The 15,281-nt window shown below is 62.9% G+C and carries 13 protein-coding genes; 10 read left to right on the plus strand and 3 right to left on the minus strand.

The window, feature by feature from the left end:
* Positions 1-98 precede the first annotated feature (98 nt).
* The 5 genes from ACUY3D_RS08045 (at position 99) to ACUY3D_RS08065 (ending at position 6,788) form a co-directional block, all read left to right on the plus strand.
* Positions 99-1,484 carry an ammonium transporter gene (locus ACUY3D_RS08045; RefSeq protein WP_269948045.1) on the plus strand — a complete coding sequence of 462 codons (1,386 nt, stop codon included), beginning with the start codon at positions 99-101 and terminating at the stop codon, positions 1,482-1,484.
* A gap of 3 nt (positions 1,485-1,487) precedes the next feature.
* Positions 1,488-1,826 carry a P-II family nitrogen regulator gene (locus ACUY3D_RS08050; protein WP_070520003.1) on the plus strand — a complete coding sequence of 113 codons (339 nt, stop codon included), beginning with the start codon at positions 1,488-1,490 and terminating at the stop codon, positions 1,824-1,826.
* A 3-nt stretch (positions 1,827-1,829) separates the two neighbouring features.
* Positions 1,830-3,929, plus strand: a complete 2,100-nt coding sequence (locus ACUY3D_RS08055; RefSeq protein ID WP_070520005.1) for a [protein-PII] uridylyltransferase — start codon at positions 1,830-1,832, stop codon at positions 3,927-3,929.
* A gap of 49 nt (positions 3,930-3,978) precedes the next feature.
* Entirely contained in the window at positions 3,979-5,583 is a 1,605-nt protein-coding gene (ffh, locus tag ACUY3D_RS08060) for a signal recognition particle protein (protein WP_269948046.1), read from the plus strand.
* 98 nt (positions 5,584-5,681) lie between these two features.
* Positions 5,682-6,788: a TIGR04053 family radical SAM/SPASM domain-containing protein gene (locus tag ACUY3D_RS08065; RefSeq protein ID WP_083299255.1), complete on the plus strand. Its 1,107-nt coding sequence runs from the start codon at positions 5,682-5,684 to the stop codon at positions 6,786-6,788.
* Between the two features lie 9 nt (positions 6,789-6,797).
* Here ACUY3D_RS08065 and ACUY3D_RS08070 read toward each other — a convergent pair whose 3' ends face one another.
* Complete coding sequence (locus ACUY3D_RS08070; RefSeq protein WP_070520011.1) at positions 6,798-9,059, minus strand: acyltransferase family protein; 2,262 nt, start codon at positions 9,057-9,059, stop codon at positions 6,798-6,800.
* A 294-nt stretch (positions 9,060-9,353) separates the two neighbouring features.
* On the opposite strand from ACUY3D_RS08070, the gene rpsP reads away from it, so the two are divergent.
* Complete coding sequence (gene rpsP, locus ACUY3D_RS08075; protein ID WP_070520013.1) at positions 9,354-9,863, plus strand: 30S ribosomal protein S16; 510 nt, start codon at positions 9,354-9,356, stop codon at positions 9,861-9,863.
* Between the two features lie 42 nt (positions 9,864-9,905).
* On the opposite strand, the gene ACUY3D_RS08080 is transcribed toward rpsP, so the two are convergent.
* Both ACUY3D_RS08080 and ACUY3D_RS08085 read right to left on the minus strand, forming a co-directional pair.
* Entirely contained in the window at positions 9,906-10,574 is a 669-nt protein-coding gene (locus ACUY3D_RS08080) for a TetR/AcrR family transcriptional regulator (protein ID WP_070565535.1), read from the minus strand.
* A gap of 23 nt (positions 10,575-10,597) precedes the next feature.
* Positions 10,598-10,996, minus strand: a complete 399-nt coding sequence (locus tag ACUY3D_RS08085; RefSeq protein ID WP_269948047.1) for a cupin domain-containing protein — start codon at positions 10,994-10,996, stop codon at positions 10,598-10,600.
* 33 nt (positions 10,997-11,029) lie between these two features.
* Between ACUY3D_RS08085 and rimM the strand changes: the two genes are divergently transcribed.
* Genes rimM through ACUY3D_RS08105 form a run of 4 tightly spaced genes read left to right on the plus strand, consistent with a single transcriptional unit; the run spans position 11,030 to position 15,083 of the window.
* A complete protein-coding gene (gene rimM, locus ACUY3D_RS08090; RefSeq protein ID WP_269948048.1) occupies positions 11,030-11,530 on the plus strand; it encodes a ribosome maturation factor RimM in 501 nt (166 codons plus the stop codon).
* Positions 11,527-12,369: a tRNA (guanosine(37)-N1)-methyltransferase TrmD gene (gene trmD / locus ACUY3D_RS08095; RefSeq protein ID WP_070562779.1), complete on the plus strand. Its 843-nt coding sequence runs from the start codon at positions 11,527-11,529 to the stop codon at positions 12,367-12,369. Before rimM ends, trmD begins: the two co-directional genes overlap by 4 nt.
* Position 12,370: 1 nt before the next feature.
* On the plus strand, positions 12,371-12,739 hold the full coding sequence (locus ACUY3D_RS08100; RefSeq protein WP_070533206.1) for a hypothetical protein: 369 nt from the start codon (positions 12,371-12,373) through the stop codon (positions 12,737-12,739).
* A gap of 40 nt (positions 12,740-12,779) precedes the next feature.
* Entirely contained in the window at positions 12,780-15,083 is a 2,304-nt protein-coding gene (locus tag ACUY3D_RS08105; RefSeq protein WP_448240821.1) for a Tex family protein, read from the plus strand.
* The last annotated feature ends 198 nt before the right edge of the window (positions 15,084-15,281 follow it).

Here is a 15,281-nt window from a genome sequence, read left to right on the forward strand (position 1 = left end):
AATGTGATCTAGGACTCATCCTTCTTCCCAAAACTATAGAGCTAAAGATATTTTGGGAATTGTACCTATCAAGCTATAGAAAAGGGGTTAGTTGAAGTATGACTCCTGATGCATTCTCTTCCGGTGATGCAGCGTGGATGCTGATCAGCGCATCATTGGTGTTGCTCATGACCCCCGGATTGGCGTTGTTTTATGGCGGCATGGCGGGCAATCGTCATGTCCTTAACATGATGATGATGTCCTTCGGCGCGCTCGCGCTTGTGCCTGTGCTCTATGTCTTGTGGGGCTGGTCCATGTCCTATGCGGGAAGCTCTTTTGCCGGCATCGTGGGCAACCCGTTTGAAGCGTGGGGCTTGCGTGGCCAGATCACAGGTCCTTCCAACGAGTATCTTCTTGGTAGTTCTGGCTACCCCGCCGTCATCGATATCGGCTTCCAAGCCACCTTCGCTATTATTTCGACGGCTATTATCTCCGGTGCCATCGCCGGCCGCGTGAAGTTCTCGGCCTGGTTAACCTTCGCGGGTATCTGGGTAACCTTTGCCTACTTCCCGCTCGCCCACATGGTGTGGGGAGGGGGAATTCTCTCCCACGCCCCGCGCTCCCTCGCGGCGTGGCTCTTCGGTGTCTCGGAAGGTGAGGCGCTCATCGCTCCCATCGACTTCGCCGGCGGTACCGTCGTGCACATTTCTGCCGGAGCTGCAGCCCTAGTCCTCGCGATTGTCGTGGGCCCGCGCGCGGGATTTCCGAAGCACGTCGATAGGCCGCACAACCTCCCGATGGTGATGCTCGGCGCCGCGTTGCTGTGGTTCGGCTGGTTCGGTTTCAATGGCGGTTCTGCCTTCGCTGCGGATGGCCTTGCAGGTGTGGCGTGGTTGAATACCACCGTTGCTGCGGCCGCCGCGATGCTCGGCTGGATGTTGGTGGAGCGAATTCGTGACCGTGCCGCCACTTCACTCGGCGCTGCATCCGGAGCTATCGCAGGCCTCGTCGCCATCACCCCGGCGGCAGGAGCGCTGACTCCGCTCGGTTCCATCGCCCTCGGCTTCCTCGGCGGGATTATCGCCTGCTTGTGCATCAGCCTGAAGTACCGCTGGGGCTTCGATGATTCCCTGGACGTCGTCGGGGTGCAACTGTGCGCAGGATTGTGGGGCACGATTGGCCTAGCCTTCTTCGCTACGGATAACGGCATCCTCACCGGTCACTTCACTGAAGGGCTCAAGCTGCTCGTCGTTCAAACGCTGATTGCGGTTGTGGCGATGCTGGTGTCGGGGCTCGTCACCTTGCTTGCGGCGCTCCTCATCCGCGCCACCATGGGCTGGCGAATCGAGGATGAAGCGCAGGGTATCGACCTGGGCGAGCACCGCGAAACCGCATATGATTTCCGCGAATCCGTGGCGTCGCACCGCCGCCACGCCCACGACGCTAGGATTAGTCCTGCACCAACCGTCCAGCCGCGGGTCGACACCGCCGGAGCTAAGGAGTAACAGATGAAGCTCATCACTGCCATCGTCAAACCGTTCACGCTGCCGGACATTCGCGAGGCCCTCGAACAGCACGACGTGCATGGCCTGACGGTGACCGAGACCCAAGGCTTTGGCCAGCAGCGCGGCCACAGTGAGGTCTACCGCGGCGCCGAGTACGCCACCGATTTCGTTCCCAAGGTCAAGCTCGAGGTGGTGACCTCTGACGAACAGGTTGAGGATATCCTCTCCACCATCGTGGACGCCGCCTACACCGGAAAGATCGGTGATGGCAAGATCTGGATCACTCCTATTGAGGACGTCATCCGCGTGCGCACCGGCGAGCGCGGCGAGGCGGCCCTGTAACACGTGTCTACGGCCGCTCAACTGCGTGAGGACGCTTATGCTGCGGCGATGCGCCTCACGCAGTCCCTGCAGCTTCCGCCCGGCTGCGCGCTTGCAGCCACCGGTTCCTTTGCGCGCCGCGCGATGACCCCGTTTTCCGATCTCGACCTCATCCTCCTTCACCCGGATGACACGGAGCTGCCCGAGGAAGTCGTTTCCGAGGTCTGGTATCCCATCTGGGACGCTAAGTATCGGCTCGATTATGCAGTGCGCACCCCGCGCGAATTCGGCGCCATCGCCGGTTCCGATCCCGCCGCCGGCTTCGCGCAACTGGATCTGGCCTTCGTTGCCGGAGACAAGCAGCTGGTGGATTCCACCCGCGCCCAGGTCTATGCCTCGTGGCGCCGCCTGTTGCAGAGCAATTTCGATGCCTTCGTTGATCTCGCCATTGCGCGCTGGCGCCGTTCCGGCACCTTGGCCACGATGACCCACCCGGATATCAAGAATGGGCGCGGTGGTCTGCGCGATATCCAATTCCTCCGGGCCCTCGCCCTAGGAAACCTCGCGGACGCCCCAGCGCTCGAGGAGGAGCAGGCCCTGCTTCTCGACGTCCGCACGCTCCTCCACGTCACCGCCCGCCGCCACCGCGACATCCTCGACCCAGAATTCGCTGCGGAGATCGCACACGAACTGGGCTTTGCCGACCGCTATGAATTATCAGCGGCCGTCGTCACCGCCGCCGCGGCGGTGGATAGGGCCGTCGAGAGGGCGCTCGCGACGGCTAGGGGAGTGGTGTCTAAGCGCAGCCACAACCGCACCCGCAAGCCACTCGACATCGGTGTCGTGGATGTGGGCGGCGAAATCAGGCTCGCCCGCACCGCAGACCTAGACGAGCCGTGGCTACTCCTGCGCGTCGCCGCCGCTGCGGCGCGTTCGGGCAGGAGCGTGCCCGCTCACGTTTGGGAACAACTACGCGAGCTGCCAGACCTGCCGCAGCGCTGGCCCGCGGGAGCAACGGATGCCTTCTTCAGCCTGTTGTCCTCGCCGCTCAATACCCCGCGCCTTATCCAGGAAATGGACGCCCATGGCTTGTGGGAGCGAGTCGTTCCGGAGTGGGAGCACATCCGCGGAATGCTGCCTCGGGAGCGCACGCACTCTCATACCGTGGACTATCACTCCATCCTTACCGTCGCTCGGTGCGCTGAAGCCCGCACGTCCGTAGCGAGGCCCGATCTGCTGCTCTTGGTGGGGCTCTACCACGACATCGGCAAAGGCTACGGCCGCCCGCACGAACTCGTGGGAGCGGAGATGGTGGCGCGCGCTGCCGCCAAGCTCGGCCTCGACCTGGCGGATCGCTCCCGCGTGCAAACCGTGGTGGCAGAGCACACGACTTTGGCGCGCATCGTCTCCCGCACCGATCCTTTCTCCGACGAAGCCCGCGATGAGCTTCTCGAAGCCGTGCGTTATGACTACCTGACCCTGGCGCTCCTCGTCGTGCTCGCCCGCACCGATGCCGAATCCACCGGCCCAGGCGTGTGGAACCGCAGGCTCGAGAATGGAATCGAGGCGGTCAGCGCCCGCGCTTTTGCGCAGCTGGAGGCCCTGAGTCCGGTGCGGCCGCTGGTGGCCGTTGACCGCGACATCGGCCTGCGCCACAACCCGGAGGATGATAGCTTCACCGTCCTGTGGCGCGGCAGCTACCAGCGGGAGGCCGTGCGTCCACTAGCGCTTATCGCTGCCTTGGGATGGAACATTCTGTCCTCGCGCTTGGTGCGCACGGAGGAGGGCTACGCCGGCGAGTTCGACATCCGCGCGCTCCACGGCGCCATCGATCTCGCGACGGTGGAGGAGCGCTTGGTGCAGTCTTATAAGTCCGGAACCTATACCGTGCTGCCCGATTTCGTATCGGGGCCTGCAACCGCCATGTGGACCAGAGGCGTTTTCGAGCTCAGAATCGATGACTACCCGGGTACCCTCGGACACGTGCTCGCGCTGCTTCCGGAGTGCGAGTGGCTATCCACCACCACACCGGGCGCCACGATGGTGCTTCACGCCGTGCCGCTTGGCGACGTCCCCCGTGCCACCCTCGTCCGGAATGTGACCCAAGCACTGGTCAACGGCTAAGCTGGGGAAGTTATAAATTTATCCACGATAGTTGAGGGAGCACTCTAACGTGTTTGAGTCTTTGTCTGACCGCTTGCAATCAGCCCTGTCCGGCCTGCGCGGCAAGGGCAAGCTGACCGAGGCGGACATCAACGCCACAGCGCGCGAAATCCGCCTTGCGTTGCTGGAGGCGGACGTCTCGCTCAACGTCGTGCGCGGCTTCATCAAGCGCATCAAGGAGCGCGCGGCAGGCGCCGAGGTCTCCGAGGCGCTCAACCCTGCGCAGCAAGTGGTCAAGATCGTCAACGAGGAGCTCATCGAGATCCTCGGCGGCGAGACCCGCCGCCTGAACCTAGCCAAGAATCCGCCGACGGTCATCATGCTCGCCGGCCTCCAAGGTGCTGGTAAGACCACCTTGGCGGGCAAGCTGTCCAAGCACCTGGCTTCCAAGGGGCACACCCCGATGCTGGTGGCCTGTGACCTCCAGCGCCCGGGTGCGGTGCAGCAGCTGCAGATCGTCGGCGAGCGCGCCGGGGTCGACGTCTACGCGCCGGATCCTGGCACCTCCCTGAACTCCCACGAGCATGAGATGGGTACCTCGCACGGGGATCCGGTGGACGTCGCCAAGCGCGGAATTGAGGAAGCCAAGCGCACGCAGCACGATATCGTCATCATCGATACCGCCGGCCGCCTCGGCATCGATGAAACCCTGATGACGCAGGCCCGCAACATCCGCGACGCCGTCAACCCGGACGAAGTCCTCTTCGTCATCGACTCAATGATCGGCCAGGACGCCGTGCAGACCGCCGAGGCCTTCCGCGACGGCGTGGACTTTACCGGCGTCGTTCTGACCAAGCTGGACGGCGACGCCCGCGGTGGCGCGGCCCTGTCCATCCGTGAGGTGACGGGCAAGCCCATCATGTTCGCCTCCACCGGCGAGAAGCTCGAGGATTTCGATGTCTTCCACCCGGAGCGTATGTCCTCGCGCATCCTGGGCATGGGTGACCTGCTGACGCTCATTGAGCAGGCGGAGTCCAAGCTGGATCAGTCCAAGGCGGAGGAAGCCGCCAAGAAGATGGGCTCCGGCGAGATGACGCTCAATGACTTCTTGGACATGATGCTCATGGTCCGCAACCTGGGGCCGATGGGCAACCTGCTCAAGATGATGCCGGGCGGCAACAAGATGAACCAGATCGCCGACATGGTCGACGAGAAGCAGCTCGACCGCATCCAGGCCATCATCCGCGGTATGACCCCGGAGGAGCGCGAGAACCCGAAGATTCTCAACGCTTCGCGCCGCAAGCGTATTGCGCTGGGCTCTGGTGTAGCTGTCTCTGACGTCAACCAGCTCATTGAGCGTTTTATCGAAGCCAAGAAGATGATGTCCCAGATGGCCGGCCGCTTCGGCATGCCGGGCATGGGCGGCGGGCGCTCGGCTACTAAGAAGAAGCCGAAGGGCCGCAAGGGCAAGAACGGCAAGCGCAAGCCGCCGAAGCGTCGTGGTGGCGGCGGAATGCCAGGCATGGGCGGCGGTATGCCGTCGATGCAGGAGCTGCAGAAGATGCAGGAGCAGCTCGGCGGCGGCATGCCCGGGCTAGGCGATATCAAGATGCCGAAGGGCATGGAGAATATCGACCTCAACAACCTGGACTTTGGCCAAGACAAGAAGAAGTAGGCGATTACCCACGCGACAATATGTCCGACTAAAGTTGGATAAAACTGTTCTCGCGTGGAAAGGTCCTCACTGTGAAGGCCAGCCCTGTGGTGCGCCAGATGCGCCACGACATCACTACCAAACCGTTCATCGCCATCTGGGAGGTCACCCGTGCCTGCCAGCTGGTGTGCCAGCACTGCCGGGCCGACGCCCAGCACGACCCCGCACCGGGCCAGCTCACTACCGCCGAAGGCAAGGCGCTGCTGGATTCCCTGGCCAGCTACGACAAGCCACGCCCGCTCGTGGTGCTCACGGGAGGGGATCCGTTTGAGCGCGGCGACCTGGAAGAGCTCACCGCCTACGGCACGTCCCTGGGACTCAACGTGTCGCTTTCGCCGTCGGTCACGCCCCGTTTGACGCGCGAGCGCCTCGAGGGCCTGCGCGCGGCGGGAGGGGCCGCGCTGTCGCTGTCTCTCGACGGCGCGAGCGCTGCAACCCACGACTACTTCCGCGGCTTCTCCGGCATCTTCGACCGCACGATTGAGATGGCCAGCGTGGTCACCGACGTGGGCTTCCGCCTCCAAATCAACTCCACCATCACGAAGAACAACGTCCATGAGGCCCCGCAGCTGTTGGAGCGGGTTATCGAGATGGGTGCCAAGCTCTGGAGTGTGTTCTTCCTCGTACCCACCGGCCGCGGTACGGGCTTGGAGGCGCTGACCCCGCAGGAGCGCGAGGACGCGATGCAGTGGCTGCACAGCGTGTCCACGCGGATTGCCATTAAGACCACGGAGGGGCCGCAATATCGGCGCATCGTCCTGCAAGCCCAGCGGGGAGAGAAGTACGAGGGCGGCGAACTGTACCGCTTCCTTACCGCGGAGACCGAGCGGATTTTGGGCCCCGATCCTCACACGCGCCGCCCGCGGCCGCCGATGGCCATCAACGCGGGTTCCGGCTTTGTCTTCATCGACCACGTGGGGGACGTCTATCCAAACGGCTTCCTGCCGCTGCACTGCGGCAACGTCAAGAGTCACCTACTGCCGGACATCTACGCCAACTCGCCAGTGTTTAAGAAGCTTAGGGATCCCAACGCGTGGAGCGGCAAGTGCTCCGTGTGTGAGTTTGCTTCTGTGTGTGGCGGCTCGCGGTCCACGGCTTTTGCCATGACGGGCGACCCGCTCGCGTCGGACCCCACCTGCGCCTACGTGCCCGAAGCCCTGCGCTAGCGGCGGCTACTAGATGGCCTCGCCCGCAGGGAAGGCAGGGTAGGGGACCGGGTTGGCGGGAGTCGGCGCCGCCGGGGTGGACGGTGCTGGGCCCGCCTTCGTCGTGGAGGTAGACGTGGCGGTTTCCGGGGGCTGCTGTTGGACGGTCTCGCCATTGAGGAACGGGGTGATCGCTTCACGGATGAGCGGGATGGCCGAATCCGCGAATGCCGTGGTGAAGTGGTGCATATCGCGATACACCATGATATTGCCGATGATGACCGGGCAATCGCCGTTGGCATCGCAGAACCACTTCGAGGTGTCTACGGCCAGCATGTTCTTGTACTGGGAGAGGACCTCTGCGCCCGGATCGTAGGGCGCATAAACCTCCTCGAAGCGCATACCGCACCCGAGGGAATCCTGGGTGGCCACGTAGCACTCATCAAACTGGCGGCCATTGCCGTGCTCGTCGAATCCCCACGGATTATCGCGGAAACCGAGGAAAGGAATATCGTGCTTGGCCAGTTCGTCCCAGAAGGCCTGATATCCCGGCGGGACGGCGTCCGGGCCGTGGCCTAGGGCCTGCCCGGGGCGCGTCGAATTCGACACCACGAGGGCTGGGTCCGCGTCGATGATGCGCTTGACCACTTCCTTGCTCCACTCGGCGCAAGATGGCTTGACGCTGAGCTCATCGCCCAACTCGATGGGGCAACCCACGCGGGTGAGCGGCACCAGCTTGAATCCCATCTCGCGGCCCAAGTGATCCAGGGCTGAGGAATACTGCTCCGCGTGCGAACCGCCCACCAAGTAGACCTCAACGTCGGAGTTGACGTCGCCGAAGACACACGGCGTTACGCCGTCCTTCTGCGTCTCGATGAAATAGTCCGACGGCTCCTGCTCTGGAATGAAGCACCAGTTATCGGCAACCGGTGGCTGGATGCCGCGCGCGAGAATCGGATCTGGCTTAATCTCCACGTTCTCAGGCGGGGTGATGTTCTCCACGAAGGTCGTTGCCCCAGGGTAGAGCTGCGGATCAAGAATCTCTTGGTTTGCCTCCTGGAGGCTGCGCTGCCACAGCGGCTGAACGGCCACGAGCGCAACGGTGCACGCCGCGACGACAACTCCACCGACGCCGCGGAGGGCACCAGTGCGGGTGCGGAGGTCGGCGAGGCCGCGGTGGACGGGGAGGTCGTCGGCAAGCGGGCGCTTGCGGTGCTGGCGCAGGGGCTTCTCGACGAATCTGTGCGTCACATCCGCCAAGCCCAGCGACACCGCGATGATGATGGCACCGAGCCACCATGGCGGGGTTTCAAAGCCGAGCGCGGCGGTGGAGATGATGAGGAGCGGCCAGTGCCACAGGTAGAGCGGGTAGGCGATATCACCGAGCCAGCGGGAAGGGCGAACCGTCAGTACCCGCGAGAAGGAACCACCGGAACCAATAATGATGAGCACCGCGCCGCCGATGGGCAGAAGTGACAGCGGGCCCGGGAAAGCCAAGCTGTCGGAGATGAGCATGCCGGTGCCAGCCAGGGCGGCTAGGCCGAGGGCGGTGGCGACGTTGGACAAATGCTGCGGCATCTTTAGGCGCGAGCCGTAGATGACGAGAACCGCGCCCAGGGTTAGCTCCCACGCGCGAGACCACGTGGAGTAGTAATTCTCAGGGGTCCCGTAGAGACCGTCGCGCGAGGCGTAGGCAAAAGAGGCGACGGTGATCACGAGGAGGATCGGGCCGGCGATAGAATTTACGGAGGGGAAGCGCTGCGCCTTAAGCCCCGACTTCTTCGGGCGCAACCGCATAAAAGCGGCCAGGCCCAGGGCAAAAAAGATGCCCATGAGATAGAACTGCCCCTGGACCGCCATGGACCACATGTGCTGCAGCGGCGACGTGGTTGCGGAGGCGGCAGCGTAGTCGGCGTTTTGCCGTGCTAGCTCCCAGTTTTGGTAGTAAAAGACTGTCGCCGTGATCTGCTTGGTGAGCTCGGTGTTCATGAGCTTCGGGGTAAATATCCGAACAAGCACATAGCTCACACCGATGACGAGCACGAGGGCAGGTGCCAACCTGCGCAGCGTGCGCCAGATGGGCCACCACGGGTTCAGGGAGGCGTTCGGCCGCGCGGCATAGCGCAGCTGCGAGCCCAGGAAGAAGTACCCGGACAGGAGGAGGAAGACATCGACGCCACCGGAAACACGACCGACGAAGACGTGGTATAAAACAACCAAAGCGATCGCGATGCCGCGGAGGCCATCGAGGTCGTAGCGGTAGCGGAATGTAGATGGGGCTTGTTTATTCATAAAAAGAGGTTTGTGTGGCAGCGAAATAACCGCATTACAGGCTACCCCTTTCGCGGGGTAAGGCCTAACCATGCAAGCGGTAGGGGGGATTTCCTATTTTGCGTGCGTACCGCTAAAATCATTGGGGTTGTCCATGTGCAGCATGGAGGACACCTAAAACTTCATTTCTGCGTAACGCCGGTACCGCCCACGGACGGCCGGCATGTCACACGCAGGATAAATCCAAGGGTTGAACCGGCGCGCCACCAAGCGGCGCGTGTCTGAACTGCCCGGTGACTAGAAAAGGAGCCAATCATGGCCGTTAAGATCAAGCTGCAGCGTATGGGTAAGATCCGCAACGCTGAGTACCGCATCATTGTTGCTGATGCACGCACCCGCCGCTCCGGCAAGGCTATCGAGAACATCGGTATCTACCAGCCGAAGCAGGAGCCGTCCCTGATCCAGATCGATTCCGAGCGCGCTCAGTACTGGCTGGGTGTCGGCGCGCAGCCGACCGAGCCGGTTCTCGCACTGCTCAAGGTGACCGGTGACTGGCAGAAGTTCAAGGGCCTGCCGGGCGCAGAGGGCACCCTGAAGGTTGCTGAGCCGAAGCCGTCCAAGCTGGATCTCTTCAACGCCGCTCTGGCTGAGGCCAACAACGGCCCGACCATCGAGGCCATCACCGAGAAGAAGCGCAAGGCCAAGGAAGAGGCTGAGGCAAAGGCTGCCGCTGAGAAGGCTGCAGAGGAAGCCGCTGCCGCTGAGGCTGCAAAGGCAGAGGAAGAGGCTGCCGAGGCTGACTCCGCTGAGGAGTCCGCAGAGTAAACTACTCGCCTAACAGAAAATCCCCGCACCAGCGGGGATTTTCTAGTTTTGCGGGGCAGCGGGGCGTGCTTCCAAGGGGTTCTCGAAATCCAAACCGCGGATGGCGGAGGCGATGACCGACTGCGCAATCCTTTCCATCGCTTCTTCCGATACTGATGCCAAGTGGCCGCTCAAACACAACACCGTAAAGCCGTGCACCGTGGACCACCCAGCAAGACAATTTTGCATCATGAATTGCCGGTTAGGCTCCTGCCCAATGTAGCGTGCGTACTGCTCCATGTAGTCATAGAAGTTGAACGTGGCCTGGACCCGCGGATCCTCTCCCGGTCCCTCTGCGGCGGCGGCCAGCGCACCAGGGATGTCAAAGCCGCTCGTGGCCATCATGCACTCAAAGAAGCTTTGCTCCTCCAAGGCATAGTGGTAGTAGGCAAAGCCAGCCGCCATCATCTTGTCGACAATGCTTCCCTCGGTATTCTCGAAGGCCTCACTCAGCTTGGTAATGAGTTCGAAGGTGGCGACGTCTGCGACGGCGTCGAGAAGCGCGGCCTGATCCTTGAAGTGGCGGTACGCGGCGGTGGGGGAAACGCCGACCGCGCGCGTTGCCGCGCGAATCGTTACTGCCTCTGGTCCACCCTCCCGGCCGAGCTTGATGGCCTCCTGGAGGATCTCTTCATGCAAATTTCCATGGTGGTAAGGCTTAGAACTACTCACAATCCAAGAATAATACTAAAAGTCTAGACATTCACGCCAGTGTTTGGCGTCAACATTGTGAGCAGCATTAGCGCAGGTTGATCGCTGCAGGACACCGCATGTGGGACATACGCTGGAAGGTGTACGATGCGCCCGGGAACGAGCACGTAATCTTCATCTCCGCAACTAAAAGTCACCGCGCCCTGTAGCACCTGGACGGTGATGGGGTGCGCGGCTTTGTGATCGGGCAGGACCTGTCCGGGCAAGAATGAAAAGAGGATGAGGTTCGCTCCGTCGGCACTGAGGACTCGCTTAACGGCTGGTCTGGGGCGTGTGGGGTTCGGCTTAGGGGCCTCATCGAGCAGACTCAGCGTTGTGAGCGTGGCGCTGTCATGGGTGGCGGCACCAAAGGTGGCTGCATCATTGATCGGAAGCTCAGTCATGCCACTCCAGCGTAGCCCGTTAAGCTAGCAGGCATGGAACTACTCATTGGTCGCGTGGTGAAATCCCACGGCATTAAAGGCGAGGTCTCCGTCGAGGTGACCACCGATTCCCCTGAGACCCGATTCGCCGTCGGCGAGGTTCTCCACGGCACACAAGGCAAGAAGGAACACGAACTCACCATCGCTGCGGTGCGCGCCCACAAGGGGCGCCTGCTCATCACGTTCAAGGAAGTCCCGGACCGCACGGCCGCGGATTCCCTGCGTGGCACCCAGTTTTTCGCCGAACCCCTGGATGACCCCGAGGATGACGGCTTCTACGACCACGAGCTGGAAGGCCTGCGCGTTCTCCTCGATGGGAAGGAGGTCGGTGAGGTGACCGGCGTGACGCACGGCCCCACGCAATCCCTCCTTGAAATCACTCTCACCGAAGGTAAAGAAGCGCTCGTTCCCTTCGTGGAGGAGATCGTGCCGGAGGTTGATTTGGAGGCGGGGACCTGCACCATCACCCCGCCGGAGGGGTTGCTCGACCTATGAGGATAGACGTTCTCACCATTTTTCCGGAGTACCTCGACCCGCTGCGCCACGCGCTGCTGGGCAAGGCCATCGAGCAGGGAAAGCTCGCGGTGGGCGTGCACGATCTGCGCCAGTGGGCCACGGACGTGCACAAGTCCGTCGACGATTCCCCCTACGGCGGCGGCCCAGGAATGGTCATGAAGCCCGAGGTGTGGGGGCCGGCGCTTGACGACGTCTCCTCCGGCACCGCCTCCACCCAGGACCTCCAAAGCGCGCTGCCGCACCTGAGCAAGCCGCGCCACGACGATATCCATGGCGTCGAGGCGCGCTCCTATGGTGAAAGCGAGGGTTCGGATAAGCCGCTGCTCATCGTGCCGACACCTGCCGGAACGCCCTTTACTCAGGCCGACGCGCAAGCCTGGTCTAACGAGGAACACATTGTCTTTGCGTGTGGGCGCTACGAGGGCATCGATCAGCGCGTCGTCGAGGATGCCGCGCAGCGCTACCGCGTGCGCGAGGTGTCCATCGGCGATTACGTGCTCATCGGCGGAGAGGTCGCCGTGCTGGTCATTGCTGAAGCGGTGGTGCGCCTCATCCCAGGCGTGTTGGGGAACCGGCGCTCGCACGAGGAGGACTCTTTCTCCGATGGCTTGCTGGAAGGTCCTAGCTACACCAAACCGCGAGAGTGGCGCGGCCTGGCAGTTCCGGATGTACTGACTTCCGGGGATCATGCCAAGGTGGACCGGTGGCGCCGCGAGCAGTCGCTGGCCCGGACGTGGAAGCGCCGCCCGGAGCTGCTGGACGCGGCGGACCTGAGCGATGCCGACCGCGCGTACGTGGAATCCTTGAAGGAGGAATGAGATGGACATCAGTACTGACTTGTCAATACTTATGACCGAAGCCGAATGGGACAAGGTTCTCAAAGATATGCCGCAGCGTTTGCGCGAAGGCGGCGTCGAGCCGCTCGATATCAACGCAGAGATCATCTCCTTTACCTGCGAGCCCGACAACATCCTGGTCAACGAGTACATGGATAAACACGGCCAGCCGCCGGTGGGTGAGCACGTGTGGAGGGTCATCGTCAACGGCTCCTCTGAGCTGCCGTTGACCAAAGTCACCGCGGCCGTCGCGGACTGCTTGCCGCCGCACACGCTGTGGTACGGCACCTCCGAAATCGGCCACACCGAGTTTGGGCTGGGTACTTCCTGCGCGTGGCAGGGCGGGGTATAGGGTAGGAAGGTCTTTTAGTCCCCGACCAAAAAGAGGTTTTGTGAATATCGCAGCCACCATCGCCGGAGAGCTGGGCGTCAAAGAAGCACACGTTGACGCCGCCCTGAAACTCATGGCGGAGGGCAATACCGTCCCGTTTATTGCCCGTTACCGCAAGGAAGCCACCGGCGGGCTGGATGACTCCCAGCTGCGTACCATTGAGGAACGCTCGACGTACCTGCGCGAGCTGGAAGAGCGCAAGGAAACGGTGCTCGCCGCGATTGAGGAACAGGGCAAGCTCACCGATGAGCTGCGCGCACTGATCCAGGGCTGCGAGACCAAGGCGCGCCTGGAGGATCTGTACCTGCCGTATAAGAAGCGCCGCAAGACCAAGGCGGATATCGCGCGCGAGGCAGGACTGGAGCCGCTGACGGACAAGCTCATCGAGGACCCCTCGGCGGACCCGACCGAGCTGGCGGGGGAGTATCTCACCGAAGGTTTCGAGGAAACGAAGAAGGCCCTCGACGGCGCCCGCGCCATTCTGGTGGACCGCTTCGCACTGGATGCGGATCTGGTGGGCGAGGTGCGCGAGCGCATGTACACCAGCGGTTCCATGAACGCTGGCGTGGTCGAGGGTAAGGAAACCGAGGGCGCGAAGTTCAAGGACTACTTCGAGTTCTCTGAGCCTTTCGAGAAGCTCCCCTCGCACCGCATTTTGGCGCTGCTGCGCGGCGAAAGCGAGGGCGTTCTGCATCTCAACCTCGACGCCGGCGATGACGCCATGTACGAGGGCATGATCGCAGATCGCTTCGACCTGGACGTGTCTACCTCCCGCTGGCTTGCCGACGCCGTCCACTGGGGCTGGCGCACCAAGCTTTCCATCTCTTCCGGTCTGGACGTGCGCATGCGCCTGAAAGAGAAGGCGGAGGAAGGCGCGCTCAAGGTCTTCGCGACAAACCTGCGCGACGTTCTTCTGGCCGCCCCGGCCGGCCAGCGCGCGACGCTGGGCCTAGACCCGGGATACCGCAATGGCGTCAAGTGCGCGGTCGTTGACCCGACGGGCAAGGTCCTGGCCACCACGATTGTCTACCCGCACCAGCCGCAGCAGAAGCGGGCTGAGGCGGTGAGGGAGTTGGCGTCGCTAAGCGCTGCCCATTCGGTGGACCTCATGGCGATCGGCAACGGAACCGCATCGCGTGAGACGGAGAAGCTGGCGGGTGAGGTCGCCGACCTCATCGCGCAGGCCGGCGGTGCTCGCCCCACGCCGGTGGTGGTCTCCGAGGCTGGCGCGTCGGTGTATTCGGCCTCCCAGTTGGCGGCCGATGAATTCCCTGACATGGACGTCTCCCTGCGCGGCGCCGTTTCGATCGCGCGCCGCCTCCAGGACCCGCTGGCGGAGCTGGTGAAGATTGACCCGAAGGCGATTGGCGTGGGGCAGTACCAGCACGACGTCAACCAGGTTGCGCTCGCCCGCACGCTCGATGGCGTGGTGGAGGATGCCGTCAACGGCGTCGGCGTGGACCTGAACACGGCGTCGGCTCCGCTGCTGGAGCGCGTGGCCGGCGTGAATTCCACGATTGCGGCCAACATCGTGGCGTATCGCGATGAGAACGGCACGTTTGCCTCGCGCAAGGAGCTGAAGAAGGTGCCGCGTTTGGGGCCGAAGGCCTTTGAGCAGTCCGCGGGCTTCTTGCGCATCAATGGTGGCAAGGATCCACTCGATGCTTCGGCAGTGCACCCGGAGGCCTACCCGGTGGTGGCGCGCATTGCGGAGAAGACCGGTCTGGGGGTTTCGGAGCTCATCGGCAATTCGCGAGTGTTGACGAAGCTGTCGCCGGCGGACTTTGCTGACGATACCTTCGGTGTGCCGACGGTGACGGATATCATCGCGGAGCTGGATAAGCCGGGCCGCGACCCGCGTCCGGAGTTCAAGACGGCTACCTTCAAGGAAGGTGTGGACAAGGTCTCGGACTTGAAGCCGGGGATGATTCTGGAGGGCACCGTGACCAATGTTGCGGCCTTTGGCGCGTTCATCGACGTGGGCGTGCACCAGGATGGCCTCGTCCACGTCTCCGCCATGAGCCACAAGTTCGTCTCTGATCCGCACGATGTGGTCCGCTCGGGCCAGATGGTGAAGGTGAAGGTCATGGAGGTAGACGTGGAGCGCCAGCGCATTGGCTTGTCGCTGCGGCTTGACGACGAGCCCGGCCAGCCCGCCCCCAAGCACCGCAACGGCGGTGGGCGTTCCGAGGGCCGCGGCGGCCGCTCCGACCGTCGCAACTCCCGCCGCGACGGTGGGCGTGGCCGCTCGGACCGCGGCGGCGGTGGTTCGATGGCCGATGCCCTCAAGAAGGCCGGCTTCTAAAGCTCGCCTAGTTGTGCGCCACAAACCCCTGACTGTTCAAACGGTTGGGGGTTCGTGAGTTTTCAGTGGCTCGCGGATTCTAAGGATCGTGGAAACACCTGACCTTGATTGGTGGTGTTTGTGGTGTCGAGTCGTTGGGATCCTTCGCCGGATGTGGTGGAGCAGCTATGTTGCTTGGTTTCAGGTGGTCGTAGTGTG

The organism is Corynebacterium guaraldiae, from assembly GCF_053480195.1.